We start from the raw sequence: 23,670 nt of genomic DNA, 5'->3' as shown, positions 1-23,670 counted from the left end.
GACAAGGCGCAAACCACAGCGATACGAAGGTATCGCGCGGATTTGCAACGCAGGCCTGGCGCAAAAGACGCGTTTTTATGTTCCAGATGGCATGCAACATCGCGCCCGGCATCGGCAAACTATAGCCAGACCCCTTAAATCCCGCTCGGGCGGGGTTACCCCGGGACGACTTTGTTCCCACTCTGTTCCAATAGAGGGTTCGTTCCCGTCCAGACCCGAGATAAAGAAGTAAATCCTATGGCACTCAAAGCCACTATCTACAAAGCCCAGCTAGCCCTGTCCGACATGGACCGCAGCATCTACGCCGACCACAGTGTGACCATTGCGCGCCACCCGTCGGAGGCCGACGAACGCATGATGATCCGCCTGCTGGCCTTCGCGCTCAACGTGCCGGCCGACGACAAAAAGGGCAACCTGGAATTTGCCAAGGACCTGTGGGACGTGGACGAAGCGGCGCTCTGGCACAAGGACTACACCGAGCAGATCCTGCACTGGATCGACGTAGGCCAGCCCGACGACAAGCGCCTGATGAAGGCCGCCGGCCGCGCCGAACGCGTGAGTGTCTACAGCTTTGCCAGCAGCACACCGGTCTGGTGGAAGAACATTGAAACCAAGCTCACCCGCGCCCCCAACCTGGTGGTCTGGCAGATCGACGCGGCTGAAAGCCAGGCGCTGGCCAAGCTGGCCGAGCGCAGCATGCAGCTGCAGGTGACGGTGCAAGACGGCACGGTGTGGATGAGTACAGCGCTCGGGTCGGTAGAGATCACACCGCGCCGGTTGACGGCCGGAGAGTCTTAAACACCAGGACGCCGAGAGGACGCATCCTTCGCGTCCCTGGAATCCTGGTGCTGGCCTTGATGCTGATAAAGCGGCAGCTTCGCACCGCAATGAAAGCAAAAGTCTGCCTCGGGCAAGTGGCCTTCGGTCAGGCATTCATGGCAGGTGCGCGTGGTTGGCAGGGCCAGATGCTGCAGGCGCCGCTCCGCCGCCATTTCGGCCGTGACAATGCCGGTGGGCACAGCCAGAATGCCCCAGCCCAGCAACATCATGAATGACGAGATCAGCCGGCCCAGGTCGGTCTTGGGCGTGATGTCGCCAAAGCCCACGGTGGTGACGGTGCTGATGGCCCAATACACAGAAGTCGGGATGCTGGTAAAGCCGTTGGAAGGCCCTTCGACCACGTACATCACAGTGCCCATCACCAGCACCATCATCACCACGGCCGACAGGAACACCAGAATTTTGCGGCCACTTGCTGCCAGCGCACGGCCCAGCGACTGGTATTCGGCCACATAGGCAGCCAGCTTGAAGATGCGGAACACACGCAGCAGCCGCAGCACGCGCACATCGATGAGCGCATGGAGTTCCGGAAAAAACAGCGCCAGGTAAGTTGGCAACACGGCGACCAGATCGATGATGCCGAAAAAGCTTGTCGCGTACTGCAGAGGCTTACGCACACACACCAGGCGCGCGATGTATTCAGCGGTGAAGAGCAGCGTGAAAATCCATTCGACCACCGCGAACGCCCGGCCGTGCGAAGCATGGATCGCCTGCACGCTGTCGGCCATCACCACAGCGATGCTGACCAGGATAAGGGCGATCAGGGTCTTGTCAAAAAGCCGCCCGGCACGGGTGTCAGCCTCAAAGATGATGGTGTACAGGCGCAGCCGCCAGCCATCGAGGGGCTTGTCATCCAGGTCGGAAGGAGGAAGAGGCGGAGCGGGTTTGGCCATGCAGGAAAGGCGCAGCAAGCGCCGCGTGTTCATTGGGTTGACAGGGCAGCACGATACCTGACCGGGAAAGCCTTCACGGACGCACAGGGATTTGCTGCTATTTTTATAGCTGCTTGCGCCCGTCCATTATGGCTCTCAGCCACTTTTTACTAAAAATCATCCGAACGACATCAGGATGCCGGCTGGCGGTATCTGGCCCAGGCTGCTTCCGTGGGCGTGGTGCTGGCACCCGGCTGCTGCGGCAGGCTGAAGTGGCCGTCTACCACCTGCGCGGGCTCAAGAAAGCAGTCCTTGATCCAGGGAATGTATTCAAGCACCGCGCAGGCCGGGTGCGCGTGATTCAGGTGCACATGCACCTGGCTCATGTCGCCCGCGTGTGGCGCCACCGGCAACCGGAAGGAATGCGCCGTGTCGCACACCCGCAGCACTTCGGTGATGCCGCCCATACGCGTCACATCGGGCTGCACCCAATGAATGGCTTCCTGGTGGAAGAATTCGGCAAATGCATCGTGCGTGTAGAGCTGCTCGCCCAGCGCGACGGGAATGCTGGTGCTGCGCGCCAGTTGCGCATGGCCTTTCACGTCGTCGTACCAAAGCGGCTCTTCAATCCAGTACAGATCAAACGCCTCGGCTGCGCGGCAAAAGCGCTGGCAGGTGGGCAAATCCCATTTGCCGTTGCCGTCGGTCGCCATGGTGATGGCGGGGCCGATGGCACGACGTACCGCTTCCAGCCGTTTCAGGTCGCGGTCGACGCTGGAGCCAATCTTGACCTTGATACCGGTGAAGCCTTCGTCGACTGCGCGCTTCGCCCCTGCCACCAGTTGTTCGTCGGGAATGCTGAGCCAGCCGATGTCGGTGTTGTAAGCGCGTACTTTCTCGCGCACCTGACCGCCCAGCAGCTTCCACAGTGGCACGCCTGCGGCCTTGGCTTTCAAGTCCCACAGCGCGATGTCGATGGCGGCCTGAGACAGCGTGATGATGCCGGCGCGCCCCACCCATTGCAGGGCCGGGTTGCGTGCCAGCTTGAGCCATAAACGCTGGATGTCTGCCGCGTCTTCACCGATCAGAAGCGGTGCATGGCAGGTCTCGATGCAGCGCGTGATCAGCTGGTCGCTCGGCAAATGGGCATGGGTGCCGGTGAAGCCGTAGCCGGTAAGGCCGTTGTCTGTGTCTATCTGCGCACCGACCACGCCCCAATGCGAAATGGTGTGGGTGCTGTCAGCAATCTGCGAGCCCGTAACGGGCACATGCAGGATGAAAGGCTTGACCGATGTGATTTTCAATTTTGTCTCCGGGTGGCACTCAGAAGGCTCCTAACCCGCATCGTGCCAGAGTCAGTCACTTTGCGCCCTGCTCCGCTTCCTGCAAGGCTCGCCACATGACCTTGCCCGAGCCGCTCTTGGGCAGCGCATCGACAAACTGCACCACACGCGGATATTTGTACGCCGCCATGTTCTCCTTGCACCAGTTGATGATGTCGTCTTCCGTCGTCTGGCCTTTGGCCGCGGCACGCAGCACCACCACCGCCTTGACGGTTTCGCCGCGGTAGGCGTCTTTGGTACTGATGATGCAGGCCTCCTGGATGGCCGGGTGCTTGAACATCAGCGCCTCCACTTCAGCCGGCCACACCTTGAAGCCTGACGCATTGATCATGCGCTTGAGCCGGTCGGTGATGAAAAAGTAGCCTTGCTCGTCCATGCGCCCGAGATCGCCCGAGCGAAAGAAACGCTTGCCGTCGATCTCGATAAAGGCGTCGGCGGTTGCATCGGGACGCTTCCAGTAGCCCTGGAATATCTGCGGCCCGCTCATGATGATTTCGCCCTGCTCGCCCTGTGGCACTTCCTTCAGCGTGACCGGATCGATGATGCGCGAGTCGCAGCTCATGAAGGGAACGCCCAGGCATTGCTGTTTGGTGGCGTCATAGGGATTGCTGTGCGAGGGCGCCGCGGTTTCCGTCAGGCCGTAACCTTCGGCAAAGCGCAGACCGTATTGCTCCCACAGGCGCTGGGCCACGGCCTGCGGCATGGCAGCACCGCCACCGCCGATGTAGACGAGGCTACTCAAATCGAAAGAAGCAAAGTTGGGACTACCCAGCAGGTCGATCACCATCGTGGGGATATTCGTCCAGTGCGTCACTCCCCATCGCGAAATCAGGCGCCCGGCCAGCTCGCGGTCCCATCGCGGCATGATGACCAGCGTCGCACTGCCGTAAATGGAAGCGTGCATGACCGACACCATGCCTGTGATGTGAAACATCGGCACCACAGACAGCGTGACGTTTTCGAACGTGCTGCCGCCCCACAGGCAACTGGCCACTGCGTTGTGCATGATGCTGGCGTGCGTGTGCATGCAGCCCTTGGGCAGGCCGGTGGTGCCGCTGGTATAGGGCAGCACGGCCAGGTCTTGCGGCGTGGCGGTGTGTGGGGGCAGCTCTGCGGTTTCTCCGGCGGTCATCGCATCAGCCCAGCTCATCACCGTGCCGCCATCCAGTGCGGGCAGCGAGTGGCGCGTGCCCAGCCAGTCGCGCCAGGCGTCGGGCATCGCTGCATCGTCGCCGCCGGATTGCTCCATGTCAAAAGCATCGCTGTAATGCGTGACCACCAGGTGCATGAGCCGGTCGGTGGGTGCCAACTGTGCATTGGCCCTGGCCAGCTCGGGCGCCAGGTCGGCTGTGGTGATGGCAATCCTGGCGTCGGGATCGATGATGTAGTGCTTGAGTTCTTCGGCCCGGTTCATCGGGTTGACCGGCACCACCACGGCGTTGGCCCGCAGGATTGCAAAGTGCGCGATCACCCACTGCGGGCAGTTCTGCATGTTGAGCACCACGCGGTCGCCCTTGCGCACGCCCATGCGGTAAAGCGTGGCTGCCAGGCGCTCGGCCTGCCGCATCACCTCGGCATAGCTGAGCACGCGGTTGAAGAAAACCAGCGCGGGCTTGTCCGGAAAGCGCAGCGCGCTGACCGCCAGGTTGTGCCACAACGAAGTTGCCGGCGGCGTGATGCTGTGCGGCAGGCGCTTGGGCCAGACCTGGTGGTGCAGGTTGTGCGGAGTTGCTGCAGGGACGGCCTGGCCGGTGTTGGAATCAAGGGTCAAAAAAAGGCTCCAGGCAAGTGCTGACTTGGGACCCAAGCCTACCCCGAGTCCACGCTGCCCACATCCGGGAAGCTCCTGATAAAACACTGTCACTTGAGCGACCCGCGCTCACTATGATGGATTGCACCCCGTGCGAGAGCACATGCTTCCCCCTTTCACGAAGGAAGTCCTTCCGGCCTTACCGCTTGCACGCGGAAATAAAAGCAGAAACATCCAGGAGACACCATGACCCGACTTCTCACCCTTCGACGCAAAACCCTGATGTCGGCGTGCGCGCTGGCTTTCACAGCACTGGCCTCTGGCGCAGCGTTCGCGGCTTTTCCCGAAAAGCCCATCCGCGTGGTGATCGGCTTTCCGGCCGGCGGCCCGCTGGACCAGCATGCGCGCCTCTTGACCGAGCGCCTGCAGGCCGTGCTGGGGCAACCCATCGTGATCGACTACAAATCCGGCGCCGGCGGCACCGTGGGCGCACAAGACGTGATGAAGGCCGCGCCCGACGGCTACACCCTGATGCTGGCCAACACCGGCGTGATGGTGATCAACCCCGCGCTCTACAGCAAGCTGCCCTACAACACGCTGAAAGACTTCACCCCGATTGCGCGCACCGCCATGCAACCGCTGGCGCTGCTGGTCAACCCCAAGCTGCCGATCAACAACCTCAAGGAATTCATCGCCTACACCAAGGCCAGGCCCGGCCAGGTCAACTACGGATCGGCCGGCAACGGCGGCATCAGCCATCTGGTGCCCGAGATGTTCAAGAATGCCACCGGGCTCTTCATGGTGCACATCCCCTACCGCGGCAGCGCGCCAGCCTTCACCGACCTGATGGCAGGCCAGGTGCAGTTCATGGCCGAATCGATTCCGCAGGCAGCCAACTACCACAAGCAGGGCAAGGTGCGCGCGCTGGCCGTGACCAGCAAGGAGCGCAACCCCGCCCTGCCCGACATCCCGACGGTCATTGAATCGGGTATCAAGGGGTTTGAAGTGGTGGGCTTTTACGGCTTCCTCGCACCCGCCGGCCTGCCCAAAGACGTGGCCGCCAAACTCAGCGATGCTTTCAGGCAAGTGATGACCAGCCCGGACATCCGCAACCGCATGGTCACGCAAGGGGCCGACCCTGCCTTCATGGGCAGTGACGAGTTCGCCCAGTTCCTTGCCGCTGAAATGCCGCGCTGGGCCCAGGCGGTCAAGGCTTCGGGCGCCAGGCTGGACTGACAGGATCCGGCGCGGTAGAGGCGCCGGCAGCCAGAGCCACGCGCCCACGCCATTCCCCTTTCTGGTGCAGACGGCCCCAAAACCCCGCAATTTTGACTCCCAGGCACGCCAGACAGGTGCACATAACTTGTATACCAGTTAATTGAACCAGTTTGGCAGCTGGCACGGGATATGCACTACAGGGTGCATGGCCACAGCCTCCGACATCTCCAACCGCATCATTGAAGCCGTGATGGCGCAAAAGCTCGCGCCCGGCGCGCGCCTGGGTGAGCAACAACTGGCGATGCTGTTTGACTGCAGCCGCACCATCGTGCGCGAAGCCCTCACCCGCCTGGCGGTGCGCGGCATTGTCACTGTCAGCAGCCGGCGCGGCTGGTATGTGATTGAGCCTTCGCAGGAAGAGGCTCGCGAAGCCTTCGAGGCGCGCCGCGTGATCGAGATGGGCCTGATCCGCTGCACGGGCGACGTCAGCAAGGCCGCCATCAAGCAGCTCAAAAGCCACCTGACCCGCGAGAAAGCCGCAGTCAAAGGCGACGACGTGGGCCTGCGCAGCTTTTTGCTGGGTGACTTTCATGTGTGCCTGGCCGAATGCCTGGGCAACAGCCTGTTGGCCGATACCCTGCGCGATTTCACCGCGCGCACCACACTCATTGCCATGCTCTACCAGTCGTCGCACGATGCGGCTCAGTCCTGCGAAGAGCATGTGCAGATCGTGCAGGCGCTTGAAAAGGGTGACCTGGCCAAGGCCGAAAAACTCATGCAGGCCCATATCGGCAGCGTGCAGGCCGCGCTCAAACTGCAAACCAGCGCCGGCGACCCGCTGTCGCATCTGCGCAGTGCATTAAGTCCACTGGATGCGCAAAGCCCCAGCAACAAGGCCGCGCCCTCGCTGCCCTCCCGTGTTCGCAAGCCCGGCCGTGCTTCGGCCAAACCCACTGACGATTCCTCAACTTACCTTGGAGCCCTGCTATGAATTCCAGCAAACGCGTTTTTTCTCTTGCCCTTGCCGCAGCCGCCGTGCTGGGCGCAACCGGTGTCCATGCACAGACTGCGCTGGACGACATCATGAAGGCCAAGGAAATCAAGATCGCCATCCCGACCGACTTCCCGCCGTACGGCATGGTCGGCACTGACCTGAAACCCCAGGGCCTGGACGTGGAAATGGCCGGCTACATCGCGCAAAAACTCGGTGTGAAAATCGAGCTCGTGCCCGTCACCAGCGCCAACCGCATCGCTTATCTGCAAACCAAAAAGGCCGACCTGGTCATCTCCACACTGGGCAAAAACCCCGACCGCGAAAAAGTCATCGACTTCACGGTGGCCTACTCGCCCTTCTTCCAGGCGGTGTTCGGCCCCAAGAGCGTCAGCGTCAAGTCGTTTGCCGATCTTTCCGGCAAGAGCATCAGTGTCACGCGCGCCGCCCTGGAAGACCAGGAGCTGAGCAAGGTTGCACCCGCCGGCGCGGACATCAAGCGCTTTGAAGACAACAACACCACCGTGTCGGCCTACACCRCAGGCCAGGTGCAACTGATCGCCACCGGCGCGTCAGTAGCCGGCAACATGATGGCCAAGAACCCGCAACTGAACACCGAGTACAAATTGCTGCTCGCCGACAGCCCCAACTTCATCGGCGTCGCCAAGGGTGAAGACAAGCTGCGCCTGAAGGTCAATGAAGTGATTGCCGAAGCCAAGAAAAATGGCGACCTGGACAAGATCGCGATGAAGTGGCTGGGTCGCCCTGCCGGCAATCTTCCCTGACCCCCGTTGAGGCTCACTTCGTGTAGCCTCCTCCCCCCTTTCAGGGGGCGCCGCTGGTGGCCCGGCAAAGCCGGTTCCACTGCGGCTGCTGGCATGACAGAAGCAAGCAGCGATTCTTTCAACAGAAAGTGATTCAGATGCGTGTCGAACTCGATTTCATGGCCGTGTTGTCGCAATGGCCGCTGCTGGCCATTGGGGTTGCGTGGACGCTGGGCCTGACGGCGATTTCGTCGGTGCTCGGCATGTTCATGGGCATGGCGTTTGCCTGGGCGCGTGCCAGCGGGCCCACGTGGCTGCGCTGGGTGGTGGGTACGTATGTGGAATTGATCCGCAACACGCCCTTCATCGTTCAGCTGTTCTTCATCTTCTTCGGCCTGCCGGCTGCGGGCTTCAGGCTGTCGCCTGAGACGGCCTCGGTGCTGGCGATGGTGATCAACCTGTCTGCCTACGCCACCGAGATCATTCGCGCGGGCGTTGAAGCCACACCGCGCGGGCAGATTGAAGCGGCCGAAAGCCTGGCGCTCAACCGGGTGCAGATTTATACCCGTGTGGTGCTGCCGCCGGCACTCAAGAAGGTCTGGCCCGCCATGGTGAGCCAGATCATCATCGTGATGCTGGGCTCCGCAGTGTGCGGGCAAATCTCGACGCAGGAACTCTCTTACGCCGCCAACCTGATCCAGGGCCGCAACTTCCGGGCGTTTGAGGCCTTCATCATCGCCACACTGATCTATTTGGTGCTCTCCGTTGCGGTGCGCAAGCTCCTCAACTGGATGGGTCCGAAGTTCCTTTTTGGTCGCTGACTATGCCCCCACGTTCGCTCACTTCGTGTAGCTCTCTGCCCCCCGAGGGGGCGCTGCGCCTGCGGCCCGGCAAAGCCGGTTCCGCGGCCCCTGCTGGCGTCAAGAATCCAGCGCTCAAAAGGAATCGCCGTGATTGAATTCTCAGTCTGGGACATCTTCCGCAACCTGCTGCTTGCAGCGCGCTGGACCGTTGTACTCTCACTCGTCGCCTTCATAGGCGGCGGCATCGTCGGCATGCTGTTGCTGGTCGGCCGGCTGTCCGCCACCCGCGCGGTGCCGGGCGCACAAAAGGCCGCGCTCATTACGCGGCGCGCGCTGGACGGCTATGTGCTGCTGTTCCAGGGCACGCCGCTGCTGATGCAACTCTTCCTGGCTTACTTCGGCCTGGCGCTCTTCGGCATCAATGTGCCCGCCTGGGTGGCCGCCGCGGTGGCGCTGACGCTTTACACCAGCGCCTACCTGGCCGAAATCTGGCGCGGCTGCGTCGACGCCATCCCCAAAGGCCAGTGGGAAGCCGCGCAAAGCCTGGCGCTCAACTTCGGCGAGCAGCTCAAGTACATCGTGCTGCCGCAAGCCGTGCGCATTGCCGTGCCGCCCACCGTGGGTTTCCTGGTGCAGGTCATCAAGGGCACGGCGCTGGCCTCGGTGATTGGTTTTATCGAACTGACCAAGGCCGGCACCATGATCACCAACGCCACCTTCAAACCCTTTGTGGTGTACAGCTGCGTCGCGCTGATGTACTTCGCGCTGTGTTTCCCCGTGTCCCTGTATGCCCGCAAGCTTGAGAGGAAAGCCCGAAATGGACGCTAACGTCGCACCACCCCCTGCAGCCGCCGCAACAACTTCGTCCGACAGGACTCTTGTCGAGATCAATCAACTTCGCAAAAGCTTCGGCGCCAACGAAGTTTTAAAAGGCATTGATCTGGAGGTCAAGGCCGGCGAGGTGATTGCCATCATCGGCAAAAGCGGCTCGGGAAAAAGCACGCTGCTGCGCTGCATCAACGGGCTGGAAGTCTTTCAGAGCGGTACGCTGCGCGTGGACGGCAAGCACCTGTTGCACGACAGTCCGCAGGTCATGCGCGAGCTGCGCCAGCATGTCGGCATGATCTTCCAGAGCTTTAACCTCTTCCCGCACCTGACGGTCGGCAAAAACATCATGCTGGCGCCCACGCTGGTCAAGAAGACGGCTGGCGCTCCCGCCGAAGAACATGCGCGTGCGCTGCTGCAACGTGTGGGCCTGGCCGAAAAATTCGAGGCCTGGCCCGACCAGCTTTCGGGCGGGCAACAGCAGCGCGTGGCGATCGCGCGCGCACTGGCCATGCAGCCTTCGGTGCTGCTGTGCGACGAGATCACCTCGGCACTGGATCCGGAATTGGTGGGCGAAGTGCTGCAGGTCGTGGAGAGCCTGGCCGCCGAAGGCATGACGCTGCTGATGGTGACCCACGAAATGAACTTCGCGCGCAAGGTGTGCGACCGCGTGGTCTTCATGCACCAGGGCCGCGTGCACGAGATTGGGCCGCCCGACGAAGTGTTTTCGAATCCACAAACCGCCGAGCTGAAGCAGTTCCTCGGGATGATCCAGTAATCCGGGAAATCCATGACACCTTCCGCGACGCCCGGCACGCTGCACGTCCCCGCCGGCCACGGCAAGGCGCTGCGCCTGCAGGCCGGGCAAGCCGTGAAGGTCATCAACACCCACGGCACGCAGGTGGTCGATTGCTGGGCGTTCAATGCCTACGACCTGAACGAATTCATGTGCATGGAAACCACCCGCGTGTGGAACCAGCGCCTGAATCCCGTCGTCGGCGACTCCTTCGTCACGAACCAGCGTCACCCCATCCTCACCGTGGTGGAAGACAGCACGCCCGGCGTGCACGACACCTTCATGGCTGCCTGCGACCGCCGCCGTTATGAGTTGCTGGGCGTGAAGGGCTATCACCGCAACTGTTGCGACAACATGTTTGAAGGCATGTTCGAGCTGGGCCTGACGCCGCCGCGCGCCATTCTCGCTTCGTTCAACATCTTCATGAACATCCGGGTGCAGCCCGACGGCATCACACTCAAAACCCTGCCCACCGTGACGAAGGCCGGCGACTCAATCACGCTGCGCGCCGAGATGGACTGCTTTGTCGCGTTTTCCGCCTGCCCGCAGGACATCGTGAAAATCCAGGGTGCGGGCGACAACACCCCGCAGCCGGTAGACCTGGAAGTGCTGCAAAGCACATCAACCCTGCCCGCCAGCGACCCCTGGATCCCGCAAACCTGACGGGGCCGCGCCAAACCGCCTTTCCCCCGCTCCTGCAGGGTTGGGTGAGTTCCCGCACAATAGCGGTGACGTCTTTTTGTTGCTCTCAATTTGATAGCTGCTTGCGCTGATTCCGGTTGGTCCGAAGGCCGATTTGTTGCCTAACCGCTCGCCCGCCCCCAACCATGCCTTCACCCTGATCTGCCCACCGGATTCCTGCTGCCCATGACTGCCATGCCGCCCATTCTCTATTTCTTCGCCCTGTGCAACCTCGTGATCGGCAGCGGGGCTTTTGTGCTCGGCGGCATCCTGCAGCCCATGAGTGCCTCGCTGGGCATCAGTGTGGCCGCCGCCGGCCAGGCCATGACGGCATACGCCATTGCCACCGCGGTGCTGGCGCCCCTGCTCATCATCCTTACCGCCAGGTGGCCACGCAAGCGCGCCGTCCAGCTGGCACTCAGCCTGTTTACCGCCGGTTGCCTGGTTTGCGCCGTCGCGCCCAACTTTCCCCTGCTGCTGCTGGGCCGTGTGCTGATGGGAGCAGGTGCCATGTTCACCGCAGCGGCATCGGCGCTGGCGGTCAGCATGGTGGTGCCGGCCCTGCGCGGCCGGGCGCTGTCCATCACCTTCCTGGGCATGAGCATCAGCTACGCCGTGGGCCTGCCGGTCGGCGCCTGGCTGGGCTTTGAGTTTGGCTGGCGCGTGCCGGTCTGGCTGTCGGCCGGGGCCAGCCTGGCGGCGCTGGTCGCGGCGAGCTGGCTGATCCCGGCCGACATGGCCAGCGCAGGCACCAGCTTTGCGGGTTTCCGCGCCGCAGCGCGCCAGCCCGCCGTGCTGCGCGTATGGGGCCGAACGCTGCTGTACTTCATCGCCATCTTCAGTGTTTTTGCCTATGTCGGCCCGGTGCTCCAGGCACTCAACCCCATGAGTTCAGCGCAGCTTTCCGCCACGCTGGCCGTCTTCGGCCTGGCGGGCGTGGCCGGCACGCTGATGGGCGGCTGGGCCACCGACCGCTTTGGCGCACTGCGCAGCATGCGCGTGCAGCTGGCTGTGCTGGTGGCGATGATGTGCCTGCTGCCGCTGACGCGCGGCCATGTGCCGGCCACCATGGCCGTGCTGGTTCTGTGGGGCATTGCAGGTTTCGGGCTGATGGCACCGCAGCAAAGCCGGCTGGCCACCTTGTCGCCCGCACAGGCACCGCTGCTGCTCAGCCTCAATGGCTCCATGCTATACGTGGGCACGGCGCTGGGCGCTGTGGTCAGCGGTGCGGTGCTCGATCAGGTGGGTTTTGCGCAGCTGGGCTGGGTCGGCGTGCCTTTTGGTTTGCTGGCCATGCTGACGCTGGTGTTCGACCGCATGCCGGCCCGGGTGCAGGTGTCCGCCGCCGCCTGAACGTCTCTTCAAACTCCACACCCAGACCATGACACCCCAACAGCAACTCGAAGCACTGCAAGCTGCGCTGCAGCAACTGCGCAGTGACGACATTCGCGTGGGCACCTTTGCACAACTGGCCGCGCAGCAGCAAAGCCTTGCGGCTGCCCTGCCGGCCCGCTTCAATGATGTGCTGTCGCAGTTGCTCAACCGGCTGGAGTCCGCCGCACTCTTCACCGAAGAAAGCTGTTCATTCAGCCAGAAGGAATTGCTGGACAGCCTGCAGCTATGGATCGACAAGGCGCAGCTGCAACTTCAGAAAACCTGATGGTGCAAGGCAGGCTGCGGGGCCGCCTTCTTCAACCGCCGGAATGCCCATGGCGGTGATGGGCGTCAGGGTAATGCGCATGGCTGTGGGCCAGGGGCTCATGGCGGTGGCGATGTGAATGCATCCCTGGAACCGCCTGTGCATGCTCATGCGGGTGATGTGCGTCATGCGCATGCAGGTGTTCGTGTTCCAGCGCTTCGTGCCGATGCATGTGCGCATGATGCTCGGTCAGGTGCAGCCAGATGCCGACCGCCATCAGCAAGGCGGCGCCCACCAGTTGCCAGGTGACGGGCTCGGCAAGAAACACCACGGAAAACAATGCGCCCACAAAAGGCGCTGTCGAAAAGTAGGCGCCTGCGCGCGAAGCCCCGAGGTGCCGCAAGGCCACCACAAAAAGCGCCAGGCTCACGCCGTAGGCCAGCAGGCCGACCGCCATCGCGGCGGAGATTTGTACCGCACCCGGCAACGCCGCGCCTGCCAAAAAAGCCAGCAGCAGATTGGTCACGCCAGCTGCCAGCCCTTTCACGCAGGCAATCCATGACGCATCCACCAACGACACCTTGCGCGTGAAGTTGTTGTCCAGGGCCCAGAAAAAACACGCCAGGGTCACGGCGAGCGCGGGCCACAGCGCGCTGAATGTTGACCCCGCCGTGGCCGCAGCCTGCTGCGGCCAGCTCAACAGCACGGCACCCGCCACGATAGCGGCCATGCCCGTCGCAATACGGCGGTCAAAGTTTTCCCTGAACACCATCCATGCGAGCACGGCGGTCAATACCGCCTCAGCATTGAGCAGCAGGGCCGCATGGCTGGAAGGCATCGCCGACAGGCCGTACATCAGCAGCACCGGCGCCAGCCCGCCGCCACACAGCACGGCCGCGGCCAGCCAGCGACCCTCGCCGCGGTTCAGGCGTGGCTGGGCAGCACCGCGCAGGCGCCGATAAATCGCCAGCCCCAGACCGGAGCCCAGGTACAAAAGCCCGGCGAGTATCCAGGGGTTGACCTGGCCGAGCAGTGACTTGGCCAGCGGCGTGCCCGCGCCGAACAGGAAAGCCGAAGCCAGGGCGGCTGCGACGCCGGGCTTCAAAAGCATGGAATGAAGGTTCAAAGGACGGATCTACTTGTCATGAGTGATCTTGACAGTTTCCACTGCCGGCCTTGCGATGGCAAGCTTGATGGGTTTGCGCGGGAACTTTTTAAACGCATCGCCTATCATTCACCCATGCGCCACCTGCTCCTCGCCCTGATGATCGCCCTGCTGCCCTTGCGCGGCTGGGTAGGCGATGCAATGGCGACGCAGATGGCCGCGGCCCATGTGCAACACGGGCAGCTTGCTTCCGCGGAACAGTCCGCTACCAAAACGATAGCAGCTTCCGCTCACCACATGGGGGCTGAAGGCCATTCAGGCCACGAAGAGACGTCGCCCGAAGCAACCATGGCCATGCACGACTGTGCCGGGAACACCTCCGACAGCAGCACCCCGACGAATGACGCCGGCTGTGAGTCCTGCGCGGCCTGCCAGGCCTGTCATACGGTGGCGCTGTCGCTGGCAACGTCAGACCAGAGCCCCGTTTTCAAAGGACGCAGCCTGCTGCGCCCGGCGCCAGACCAGTTTGCCAGTGCCGACGCCGCGCTGGGCCAAAAACCACCCATTTCCTGATCTCCAGGCCCGTACTGGGCCTGTACTTGCCGTCCGGCAGGGCCTTTCGGGCTCTTGACACCGGATACCCGCGATTTTCCGCAAATCGCCCCGCTTGTATTCAGGAGATTCTTGTGACTATTCGTTTCATTCCCGGCCCGCGCGCAGCGCTGGCCCTCGCACTGTTTTTTATCGGTTCCGCCGGGGCCCATGCACAGGCAGGTCCCTACCCCCGGGTGAACCCCCGACCCACGGAACAGGCTGCCAACCCGGGCACGCTGGTGCCATCCACCGCGTACCGGTCCGTATTTGTGAACCGTCCGCAGGGCGTGGAGCCGGCCAGCGATGACTGGAAAAAATCCAACGCCACTGCGGGCCAATTCAAAAAGGGGCATGCCGACCTGCTGAAATGGGAAGAGGCCCAGGCACCACGAACCAAACCTGCGGTGCCCGCCGCCCCGAAACCATGAGGCCCGGCATGACCTCCTCTGCCGGCCAACGCCGCATCGCTCCAGGGCTGGGTTCATTGGCGCTGCTCATGCTGGTCCTCACGGGCTGCACAACGGCCGTGCCGGATGGCGGCGTGAGTGGCTTGCAGGCATTGGCCACCCCGCAACCGGGCGGCTCCGGCACGGCGCCTCCTGTGCTCATCGCGCGTCCGGGCAAAGACACCAGCGCCGCTGTTGCCGACCTGCTGAAAGGCCCGCTCAGCCCAGAAAGCGCGGTGCGCATTGCGCTGCTCAATAACCCCGGCTTGCAGCTGTCGCTGGCCGGCGAAGGCGTCAACATCACGGACGCCGTGTCGGCCAGTCCGGCAAAACTCAAGGCCGCGCAAGACATCACCCTGCTGTCCAGCGAAACCCGCAAAGCCTGGATCACTGCGGTGGCCGCTGCGCAGACAGCACGCTTTATGGAGGAAGCCAGGGAGAACGCGGAGGCCGCTGGCGAACTGGCGCGCCGCATGGCACGCGCAGGCAACTGGAGCAAGCTGCAGCAGGCCCGCGAACAACTGCTGCTGGCCGAGGCCACGGCGCAATTGGCGCGCGCCCGGCAGGCCGCGTTCAGCGAGCGCGAAAAACTCGTGGTGGTGATGGGCCTGTGGGGCGCGCAAGCCGGCTTCACCTTGCCCGAACGGCTGCCCGACCTGCCGCCAAAAGCGCAAGACATGCCGGATATCGAAAGCCGCGTGCTGCAGCGGCGGCTGGACCTGCGCCTGGCGACTGCGCAATGGGCAGGGCAACGCGCCATCCGGCCCCAGCCCGGTGCCGACGGCCTGTGGGACACCCTGGGTGATTCAGCCCGCGTGCGCGAACTGGCAGTCAGGGCGCGCAGCGAAGCACGCGAGACTTACCACGGCTACCGCACGGCTCACGACCTGGCACGCCACTACCAGACGGAGGTGATGCCGCTTTACCGCTTCATCCAGGATGAAACGGTGCTGCGCTACAACGGCATGCTCACCAGCGTCTTTGACCTGCTGGCCGGCGCACGCGCGCAGGCCCTGGCCGCTGCCGAAACCATCGAGGCGCAACGCGACTTCTGGCTTGCCGAAGCCGACCTTCAGACGGTGCTTGCCGGCGCATCGCCCGGCACGGCCTCGTCCAGGTCTTCCGGCAAAACCGGCGCCGCCACAGCCGCAGCGCACTGAGCGCCCCCCAACACAAGGAATCCCATGAATCGACGAAATTTCTTTAACCGCACGGCGCTGACGGCGGTTGCCGCCGCGTCCGTCAGCAAGGTGGCGATGGCCGCGCTGCCGGAACCCGTGACGATGAACAAGGCCGACACCGCGCCGCCGCTTGCGCCGCCGAACGGCCGGCCCTACAACCCGGTCGTCACCCTGAATGGATGGACGCTGCCCTGGCGCATGAACAACGGCGTGAAAGAATTCCACCTGGTGGCAGAGCCGGTGGTGCGCGAAATGGCCCCGGGCTTCAAGGCCCACATGTGGGGCTACAACGGCCAGAGCCCGGGCCCCACGATTGAGGTCGTCGAAGGCGACCGCGTTCGCATATTCGTCACCAACAAGTTGCCCGAACACACCAGCATCCACTGGCACGGCCAGCGCCTGCCCAACGGCATGGACGGTGTGGCCGGGCTGAACCAGCCGGCGATCCCGGTGGGCAAGACGTTTGTGTATGAGTTCGCGGCGCGGCGCCCCGGCACATTCATGTATCACCCGCATGCCGACGAAATGACACAGATGGCCATGGGCATGATGGGTTTCTGGGTTACACACCCCAGGGAAAAACATCCGCTCATCGACGTCGTCGACCGCGACTTCGTGTTCCTGCTCAACGCCTACGACATCGAGCCCGGCAGCATGACGCCGAAGATCATGACCATGCTGGACTTCAACCTGTGGAGCTGGAACAGCCGCATCTTCCCCGGCATTGACCCACTGGTGGTGCGCAGGAACGACAAGGTGCGCATACGCGTGGGCAACCTCACCATGACCAACCACCCGATGCACCTGCACGGGCACGAGTTCACGGTGACCGGCACCGACGGCGGCCCCACGCCGCGGCCGGCCCGCTGGCCGGAAGTGACGACGGATGTTGCCGTGGGCCAGATGCGCCAGTTTGAATTTCTGGCGGACGAGGAAGGCGACTGGGCTTTTCATTGCCACAAAAGCCACCACACCATGAACGCCATGGGTCACGACGTGCCCACCATGATTGGCGTGGACCACCGCGGTCTCATCAGGAAAATCCAGAAGGCTGTGCCCGACTACATGGTGATGGGCGAACGCGGCATGGCCGATATGGGGGAGATGGAGATGCCGATCCCCGACAACACCGCGCCCATGATGACGGGCAAGGGCCCCTACGGCGGCGTGGAAATGGGCGGCATGTTCAGCGTGCTCAAGGTGCGCGGGGACCAGAAGCCCGGCGACTACAAGGACCCGGGCTGGTACCGGCAGCCGGCCGGCACGCAGGCTTATGAGTGGAAGGGCGCCCTGCCCGACCCGGCCCGCCCCCTGGCTGGCAATGCGGCCGTACCTGCGGGCGGCACTGAAATCAATATCCGCAAACCCCAGGGCCATACCGGCCACTGACCCAGAACCTTGAGGAACACCATGAAAACCCAAAACGCTCTTAAATTGATAGCTGCTTGCGCTTTACTGTCGGGCGCTACAGCCCTGTTTGCCCAACATGGCCTGACGAGGGGTGAAAACCCCGCAGCAAGTCCCTACGCGGGCCAGCAAGCGCGCGGCATCAAAGCCCTGTCGGCGGCACAAACCGCTGACCTTCTGGCCGGCAAAGGCATGGAACAAGCCAAAGCGGCCGAATTGAACGGTTACCCGGGGCCCATGCACGTGCTGGAACTGGCCGGCCCGCTGGCGCTGAGCGCCGCGCAAAAGCAGGCCAGCGAAGCACTGATGAACCAGCACAAGGCCGAGGCCCGCGCGCTGGGCGCCAGGCTGGTAGAGGCCGAGCGTGACCTGGACAGCGCCTTTGCCGGCAGGCAGGTGAACGCGGCACAGGTTGATGCCCTGACCCGGCAGATTGGCCTGCTTCAAGCCCAGTTGCGTGCCTCGCACTTGCATACGCACTTGCAACAGGCCGGTTTATTGACACCGCAGCAGATAAACCTTTACGCGGATTTGCGCGGCTACAGCGATGCGCCGGGCACAGCGGCCGGGCATCCCGGGCACCAACATTGATTTGACTTTGAACTTTTGACTCTTTAACTTCCTATACAAGGACCACACCATGAACCCACTTATCGCCATTCTTGCTACCGCCGTTTTTGCAGCCTCGGCCGCGCCAGCTTTCGCCCACGGCGATGCTGCCCACAGCCCCAGTGCGGCCCCAGCCCCGAAGGAGCAAAAGCCCTGGGGCATCGCGGGAGATGCCAGTGCAGCCACACGCACCGTCACGCTGTCCATGGACGACAACATGCGGTTCACACCCGACAAGCTCTCGTTCAAGCAAGGCGAAACCGTGCGTTTTGAAATCCGCAATCGCGGCAAACTTTTGCATGAACTGGTGATCGGGACCCAAAAGAATCTCGACGAACACGCGGCGATGATGGTGAAGTTTCCGGGCATGGAGCACGACGAACCCTACATGGCGCACGTGCCGGCGGGCAAGTCGGGCGGGTTGGTCTGGACCTTCAACCGCGCCGGCGAATTCGACTTCGCCTGCCTGATCGCCGGCCACTACCAGGCAGGCATGGTGGGCAAGATCACTGTTGCGGCCCGCTGATCCGTTCACACAAGGAGTACACATGATGCAAAGACGACAACTCATCCAGGTGACGGCCGCGATTGCAAGCGCTTCAGCCCTCACCCCGGCACTGTGGGCCCAGACCCAAGTACCCGTCGAAGTCTGGAAAGACCCTGACTGCGGCTGCTGCAAGGACTGGGTGACGCACCTGCAGGCCAACGGGTTCCAGGTTCGCATTCACGACAGCGGCAACACGGCGGCGCGGACCCGGCTCGGCATCCCGGAAAAGCTCGGCTCCTGCCACACGGCGGAAGTCAGCCTGGCCGGCAAGCGCTACGCACTGGAAGGCCATGTGCCGGCCCGCGAGATCTACCGCCTGCTCAAAGAGAGCCCGCAGGCCGTAGGCCTGGCCGTTCCCGGCATGCCGGTGGGCTCGCCCGGCATGGATGCGCCGCTTTATGGCGGACGCAAAGACCCGTATGACGTGCTGCTGGTTCACCGCGATGGCAGTACCCACATTTACCAAAGCTATCACCGCACCTGAAAGGATTCCCCATGAAACGTTTTAACCGCATAGGGGCTGCCCTGTTTGCCGTACTGGCCACGTCGCTTGCCCTGGCGCAGGCGGCCTTGCCGCAGACCGAAGGCGAAGTCCGCAAAGTCGATAAAGAGGCCGGCAAGATCACCCTCAAGCACGGTGAGATCAAGAACCTGGACATGCCCGGCATGACCATGGTGTTCCAGGTCAAGGACCCCGCGATGCTGGAAGCGGTCAAGGCCGGGGACCAGGTCAGTTTCACCGTAGACAAGATCAACGGGGCCTATACCGTGCTTTCCATCGAACCCCGCAAGTAAGCGCCCACCGGCACGATCGCCAATCCGCTCTCATTTTGATAGCTAATTGCGCTTATCCTGATTGGCCTGCAGGCCATTTTTACCAATAGACAAACTTTGCCTGCAGGCCGGCAGCGGCCCCATGCTATGGTTCGGCGCATGCCTAAAACCATTCGCTACACCCTGTTGTCCCTGCGCGATCTGTGGGTCTCCGCCGGCCCGTTCATCCTGCTGGCGGCGGCGCTGCTGGTATTGGCCTATTGGTGGCTGGACCCGAACCCGCCCAAGCGGGTGACCCTGGCGACCGGCCCGGCGCAAAGCGCCTATGAAGAATTCGGCAAACGTTACGCCAAGGCGCTGGCTCAGGAGGGCATCCAGGTGGTCCTTGTACCCTCGGAAGGCTCAGCCGCCAACCTGCAGCTGCTGCGCGAAGGCAAGGTGGACGTCGGTTTTGTCCAGGGCGGCACCAGCGACTACACCGCCCAGGATGAAGAAGACCTGTCGTCGCTGGGCAGCCTGTTTGTCGAGCCGCTCTGGTTGTTCTACCGGGAAGATGCGGCGCGCAAGGTGGCTGCCGCGGCACGGGCCGCGAAGGCACCAGGCAGCCGACTCGCCGCAAAGGCAGACTCCGCGGATACGGGCGAAGACGCCAGCCTCACATCGCTCACGCAATTGCAGGGCCTGCGCGTCAACCTGGGAACGCCAGGCAGCGGAGTCCCCAGCCTGATGGCAAAACTGTTCGACAGCAACCGCATCGACCCCGCTACGATGAAAGTCTCCAGGCTGGAGCAGACACCCGCGACCGTGGCCTTTCTGGGCCGCGAACTGGACGCGATTGTGTTCGCGTCCGCCCCGGAGTCGCTGATGGTGCAGATGCTGCTGCAAACCCCCGGCGTCAAGCTCATGAATTTCGCCCAGAGCGAAGCCTATTCGCGGCGCTTTGCATTTTTGACGCCGACCCGCCTGCCACGCGGTGTGGTGGATCTGGCGGGCAATATTCCGCCCGATGACGTACGGCTGGTCGCGTCGACCACCTCACTGATCACGCGCTCCGGCATCCACCCCGCACTGCAGCAACTGCTGGCCCAGGCCGGTAACGACATCCACGGCGGGGCCGGCTGGTTCAAAAGCGCCCGCGAATACCCGAACCGCGACAACAGCGAATTGCCCATTGCCAAGGAGGCCGAGCGCGCCATCAAGAACGGCACCCCCGTGCTGCAGCGCTACCTGCCCTTCTGGGTAGCCAACCTGGTCGAGCGGATGTGGCTGGCGATGGGCATCATCATCGCCATCATGCTGCCGCTGTCGCGCATCATCCCGCCGCTGTACGCCTTTCGTGTGCGTTCACGCATCTTCCGCTGGTACGGCCAACTGCGCGACATCGAAAACCGCGTGGAAATCTCCGGGGAAAACAGTGGCAACGCGGCCTTGCTGGAAGAACTCAACAACCTGGAAAGCCGCGCCGAAAAAATCACGGTGCCGCTGTCCTATACCGACGAGTTGTATGCGCTGCGCGGGAATATTCACCTGGTCCGAAAAAAGCTGCAAAGGCTTTAAAGCCGGTCGCGCCGCAAAGAGGCGCGCGGCACCTTAACAGGGCAATGAAAGGCCCGATTCAGGGCAATTGCCGGGGCCACGTGGTTCTTTAACCCTAAAGTAAACCCCTGTGTCGGCATAGCAATTGCTCTGCTAGTATCGTCCGACACTTTTCTTTGGCCAATGCTTGCTTTTATTCTGCGCCGCCTGATCCAGGCCGTGATCGTGATGGTCGTGGTCGCCTTGATTGCCTTCATGCTCTTTCAGTATGTCGGTGACCCGGTGGTGTTCCTTCTGGGACAGGACGCCACACCGGCGCAGATCAGGCAACTGCGTACCGACCTCGGGCTGGACCGGCCTTTTATCGTCCAGTTCTGGCATTTCCTGGTCAACGCCGCGCAGGGCGAATTCGGCTTGAGCCTGCGACAGGGCGCCAAGGTGTCGCGCCTGATTTCCGAACGCTTCCCCGCCACGCTGGAGCTGGCGCTGGTGGCGGCCGTTTTGGCCTTGCTCATCGGTATCCCGATGGGCGTGTATTCGGCGCTGCGCCGCGGCTCGTTCCTGAGCCAGGTGTTCATGACGGTGTCGCTGCTGGGTGTTTCACTGCCCACTTTCCTGATCGGCATCCTGCTGATCCTGGTGTTCGCCGTGGGCCTGGGGTGGTTCCCGAGCTTTGGCCGTGGCGAGACGGTGCAGATCGGCTGGTGGAGCACAGGCCTCTTCAAGGCCGACGGCTGGCACCACATCGTCCTGCCGGCCGTGACGCTGGCCGTCTTTCAGCTCACGTTGATCATGCGGTTGGTGCGCGCCGAAATGCTGGAGGTATTGCGCACCGACTACATCAAGTTCGCACGGGCCCGCGGCCTGCCCGACCGGGCCATCCATTTCGGCCATGCCTTGCGCAACACGCTGGTGCCGGTAATGACCATTACCGGGCTGCAACTGGGCGGACTGATCGCCTTTGCCATCATCACCGAAACCGTGTTTCAGTGGCCGGGCATGGGCCTGCTGTTCATTCAGGCAGTGACCTTTGCCGACATCCCAGTCATGGCCGCTTACCTGTGCCTGATTGCGCTGATTTTTGTGGCCATCAACCTGGTCGTCGACCTGCTGTATTTCGCAGTGGACCCCCGGCTTCGCGTCGGCAATGCCACAGGCCACTGATGGCGCAGGCCGCGCCCCTTTCTTTCATTTTTTACACCCGCAAGTCCTCATCCCTTTCACAAGGAGTTCCTGATGAAATTCAAGTCCAATCTGCTTTCAGCCGCTGTGCTGTGTGGCCTCACGGCCACAAGTTTTATCGCTTCGGCGCAAACCCTGCGAGTCGCCAACCAGGGCGATTCATTGTCGATGGATCCGCACTCGCTGAACGAGTCACTGCAGCTCAGCGTGACGGGCAACGCGTATGAAGGCCTGGTCATCCGCAACAAGGACCTGAGCCTGGCGCCTGGCCTGGCGACCTCGTGGAAACAGACGTCACCTTCCGTATGGCGCTTCGAACTGCGCAAGGGCGTGCAGTTTCACGACGGCACGCCGTTCACCGCCGATGACGTGGTGTTCAGCTTTAACCGGACCCAGGCCGACGGCTCGGACATGAAGAGCTACACCAACGACTTCAAGGAAGTGCGCAAGATCAACGACCATGTGGTCGAGATCGAAACCAAAACACCCTTTCCCATCTTGCCCGACGTGATCACGCTGGTTTACATCATGAGCAAGAAATGGTGCGAAACCAACCAGGCGACCAAGCCGGTGGACCGCCGTAAAGGCATTGAAAACGCCGCGTCCTTCCGTGCCAACGGCACCGGCCCTTACCGGGTACGGGAGCGTCAACCCAATGTGCGCACCACCTTTGTCCGCAACGGCACCTACTGGGGCAAGATTGAAGGCAACGTTCAGGAGGTGGTCTTCACCCCCATCGGCAACGACGCCACGCGCGTGGCAGCCTTGCTGTCCGGTGAAGTCGACGTGATGGAGCCCGTGCCGGTGCAGGATATTGACCGTGTCAACAGCAACGCCGCAACCCGTGTTCTGGCCGGACCAGAGCTGCGCACCATTTTCCTGGGCATGGACCAAAAGCGCGACGAACTCCTGTATTCCAGCGTGAAGGGCAAAAACCCGTTCAAGGACAAGCGCGTGCGCCAGGCCTTCTATCAGGCCATCGACATCGAAGGCATCAAGAAAACCGTGATGCGCGGCGGCTCCAACCCGACAGCGCTGCTGATCGGCCCCGGTATCAACGGCTTCCAGGCCGACCAGAACAAGCGCTTGCCCTACGACCCTGAAGCCGCCAAAAAGCTGATGGCAGATGCCGGCTATGCGAGCGGCTTTGAAGTGTCCATGAACTGCCCGAACGACCGTTATGTGAACGACAGCCGGATTTGCCAGGCTGTGGCAGCCAATCTTTCACGCATCAACGTCAAGATCAACCTCCAGGCTGAAACCAAAGGCACCTATTTCCCCAAGATTTTGCGTCGCGACACCAGCTTTTACATGCTGGGCTGGACACCCGGCACCTATGACGCCCACAACGCCATGAATGCCCTGGTCGCCTGTGTCGACGACAAGGGCGCCGGCCAGTTCAATCTGGGCGCATATTGCAATCCGAAGTTTGACGAGCTGACCAGGAAGGTTCAATCCGAAACCGACAAGACCAAACGCAATGCGATGATCAAGGAAGCGTTCGACATCCACGGGGCCGACATCGGCCACATACCGCTGCACCAGCAGTCGCTGGCCTGGGGCATGAACAAGAAGGTGGAACTGGTCCAGATGGCCGACAACTTCATGTTCTTCAAGTGGATAACTGTGAAGAAGTAAGCCCCCTATTGCCTTTTCGCTTCGCGTAACGGCTTCTCCCCTACAGGGGACAACAGCAGCGGCCCGGCAAAGCCGGTTCCGCGCTGAAGGTAACCTCCCCCTGTTGCCTTTTCGCTTCGCGTAACGGCC

25 protein-coding genes are annotated in these 23,670 nt (G+C 62.6%); 21 read left to right on the top strand and 4 right to left on the bottom strand.

Annotation, left to right across the window (positions count from 1 at the left end; genetic code table 11):
• Positions 1-237: 237 nt before the first annotated feature.
• Positions 238-798 carry a YaeQ family protein gene (locus tag AC1DY9_RS08870; protein WP_477666313.1) on the top strand — a complete coding sequence of 187 codons (561 nt, stop codon included), beginning with the start codon at positions 238-240 and terminating at the stop codon, positions 796-798.
• Here AC1DY9_RS08870 and AC1DY9_RS08865 read toward each other — a convergent pair.
• The 3 genes from AC1DY9_RS08865 to AC1DY9_RS08855 form a co-directional block, all read right to left on the bottom strand.
• Complete coding sequence (locus AC1DY9_RS08865; protein ID WP_477666397.1) at positions 795-1,733, bottom strand: ion transporter; 939 nt, start codon at positions 1,731-1,733, stop codon at positions 795-797. The genes AC1DY9_RS08870 and AC1DY9_RS08865 overlap by 4 nt on opposite strands.
• A 170-nt stretch (positions 1,734-1,903) precedes the next feature.
• Positions 1,904-3,016, bottom strand: coding sequence for a mandelate racemase/muconate lactonizing enzyme family protein (locus AC1DY9_RS08860; protein WP_477666312.1), 1,113 nt, complete (start codon positions 3,014-3,016; stop codon positions 1,904-1,906).
• Positions 3,017-3,071: 55 nt separating this feature from the next.
• A complete protein-coding gene (locus tag AC1DY9_RS08855) occupies positions 3,072-4,826 on the bottom strand; it encodes a long-chain fatty acid--CoA ligase (RefSeq protein ID WP_477666311.1) in 1,755 nt (584 codons plus the stop codon).
• 261 nt (positions 4,827-5,087) lie between these two features.
• On the opposite strand from AC1DY9_RS08855, the gene AC1DY9_RS08850 reads away from it, so the two are divergent.
• From AC1DY9_RS08850 to AC1DY9_RS08810, 9 genes are all read left to right on the top strand, one after another.
• Positions 5,088-6,041, top strand: a complete 954-nt coding sequence (locus tag AC1DY9_RS08850; protein ID WP_477666396.1) for a Bug family tripartite tricarboxylate transporter substrate binding protein — start codon at positions 5,088-5,090, stop codon at positions 6,039-6,041.
• A gap of 187 nt (positions 6,042-6,228) precedes the next feature.
• Entirely contained in the window at positions 6,229-7,014 is a 786-nt protein-coding gene (locus AC1DY9_RS08845; protein WP_477647424.1) for a GntR family transcriptional regulator, read from the top strand.
• Entirely contained in the window at positions 7,011-7,799 is a 789-nt protein-coding gene (locus AC1DY9_RS08840) for a transporter substrate-binding domain-containing protein (RefSeq protein ID WP_477666310.1), read from the top strand. Before AC1DY9_RS08845 ends, AC1DY9_RS08840 begins: the two co-directional genes overlap by 4 nt.
• A 137-nt stretch (positions 7,800-7,936) precedes the next feature.
• Positions 7,937-8,599: an amino acid ABC transporter permease gene (locus tag AC1DY9_RS08835; protein WP_457279228.1), complete on the top strand. Its 663-nt coding sequence runs from the start codon at positions 7,937-7,939 to the stop codon at positions 8,597-8,599.
• Positions 8,600-8,728: 129 nt separating this feature from the next.
• Positions 8,729-9,409: an amino acid ABC transporter permease gene (locus AC1DY9_RS08830; RefSeq protein ID WP_457279229.1), complete on the top strand. Its 681-nt coding sequence runs from the start codon at positions 8,729-8,731 to the stop codon at positions 9,407-9,409.
• Positions 9,399-10,184: an amino acid ABC transporter ATP-binding protein gene (locus AC1DY9_RS08825; RefSeq protein WP_457279230.1), complete on the top strand. Its 786-nt coding sequence runs from the start codon at positions 9,399-9,401 to the stop codon at positions 10,182-10,184. Before AC1DY9_RS08830 ends, AC1DY9_RS08825 begins: the two co-directional genes overlap by 11 nt.
• A gap of 12 nt (positions 10,185-10,196) precedes the next feature.
• On the top strand, positions 10,197-10,865 hold the full coding sequence (locus AC1DY9_RS08820) for a DUF1989 domain-containing protein (RefSeq protein ID WP_457279231.1): 669 nt from the start codon (positions 10,197-10,199) through the stop codon (positions 10,863-10,865).
• 204 nt (positions 10,866-11,069) lie between these two features.
• The gene (locus AC1DY9_RS08815; protein WP_477666309.1) at positions 11,070-12,236 is read left to right on the top strand and encodes an MFS transporter; all 1,167 of its coding nucleotides are present in this window, start codon (positions 11,070-11,072) and stop codon (positions 12,234-12,236) included.
• 28 nt (positions 12,237-12,264) lie between these two features.
• Positions 12,265-12,543, top strand: coding sequence for a hypothetical protein (locus AC1DY9_RS08810; RefSeq protein ID WP_457279232.1), 279 nt, complete (start codon positions 12,265-12,267; stop codon positions 12,541-12,543).
• 31 nt (positions 12,544-12,574) lie between these two features.
• Here the strand turns inward: AC1DY9_RS08810 and AC1DY9_RS08805 are convergent, their stop codons facing one another.
• Positions 12,575-13,633, bottom strand: coding sequence for a DMT family transporter (locus AC1DY9_RS08805; protein WP_477666308.1), 1,059 nt, complete (start codon positions 13,631-13,633; stop codon positions 12,575-12,577).
• 129 nt (positions 13,634-13,762) lie between these two features.
• Between AC1DY9_RS08805 and AC1DY9_RS08800 the strand changes: the two genes are divergently transcribed.
• The 11 genes from AC1DY9_RS08800 (at position 13,763) to AC1DY9_RS08750 (ending at position 23,541) form a co-directional block, all read left to right on the top strand.
• Complete coding sequence (locus AC1DY9_RS08800) at positions 13,763-14,200, top strand: hypothetical protein (protein ID WP_477666307.1); 438 nt, start codon at positions 13,763-13,765, stop codon at positions 14,198-14,200.
• A gap of 113 nt (positions 14,201-14,313) precedes the next feature.
• Positions 14,314-14,649, top strand: coding sequence for a hypothetical protein (locus tag AC1DY9_RS08795; RefSeq protein WP_477666306.1), 336 nt, complete (start codon positions 14,314-14,316; stop codon positions 14,647-14,649).
• An 8-nt stretch (positions 14,650-14,657) separates the two neighbouring features.
• Positions 14,658-15,827 (top strand): TolC family protein, encoded by a 1,170-nt coding sequence (locus AC1DY9_RS08790; RefSeq protein WP_477666305.1) that lies wholly within the window; start codon positions 14,658-14,660, stop codon positions 15,825-15,827.
• 24 nt (positions 15,828-15,851) lie between these two features.
• Positions 15,852-17,237 carry a multicopper oxidase family protein gene (locus AC1DY9_RS08785; protein ID WP_477666304.1) on the top strand — a complete coding sequence of 462 codons (1,386 nt, stop codon included), beginning with the start codon at positions 15,852-15,854 and terminating at the stop codon, positions 17,235-17,237.
• 21 nt (positions 17,238-17,258) lie between these two features.
• Positions 17,259-17,846: a Spy/CpxP family protein refolding chaperone gene (locus AC1DY9_RS08780; RefSeq protein WP_477666303.1), complete on the top strand. Its 588-nt coding sequence runs from the start codon at positions 17,259-17,261 to the stop codon at positions 17,844-17,846.
• 49 nt (positions 17,847-17,895) lie between these two features.
• Positions 17,896-18,390 carry a cupredoxin domain-containing protein gene (locus tag AC1DY9_RS08775; RefSeq protein WP_457279239.1) on the top strand — a complete coding sequence of 165 codons (495 nt, stop codon included), beginning with the start codon at positions 17,896-17,898 and terminating at the stop codon, positions 18,388-18,390.
• Between the two features lie 22 nt (positions 18,391-18,412).
• Positions 18,413-18,895, top strand: a complete 483-nt coding sequence (locus AC1DY9_RS08770; RefSeq protein WP_477666302.1) for a DUF411 domain-containing protein — start codon at positions 18,413-18,415, stop codon at positions 18,893-18,895.
• A gap of 11 nt (positions 18,896-18,906) precedes the next feature.
• Positions 18,907-19,206: a copper-binding protein gene (locus AC1DY9_RS08765; RefSeq protein ID WP_477666301.1), complete on the top strand. Its 300-nt coding sequence runs from the start codon at positions 18,907-18,909 to the stop codon at positions 19,204-19,206.
• 138 nt (positions 19,207-19,344) lie between these two features.
• Entirely contained in the window at positions 19,345-20,742 is a 1,398-nt protein-coding gene (locus AC1DY9_RS08760; protein ID WP_477666300.1) for a TAXI family TRAP transporter solute-binding subunit, read from the top strand.
• A 162-nt stretch (positions 20,743-20,904) separates the two neighbouring features.
• Positions 20,905-21,885 (top strand): ABC transporter permease, encoded by a 981-nt coding sequence (locus tag AC1DY9_RS08755; protein ID WP_457279243.1) that lies wholly within the window; start codon positions 20,905-20,907, stop codon positions 21,883-21,885.
• 72 nt (positions 21,886-21,957) lie between these two features.
• Positions 21,958-23,541: an ABC transporter substrate-binding protein gene (locus tag AC1DY9_RS08750; RefSeq protein ID WP_457279244.1), complete on the top strand. Its 1,584-nt coding sequence runs from the start codon at positions 21,958-21,960 to the stop codon at positions 23,539-23,541.
• The last annotated feature ends 129 nt before the right edge of the window (positions 23,542-23,670 follow it).

This window comes from Polaromonas sp. P1_F6, from assembly GCF_056405695.1.
Note: the sequence above shows the minus strand (reverse complement) of the source record. Positions and strands in the feature narration are given on the sequence as shown.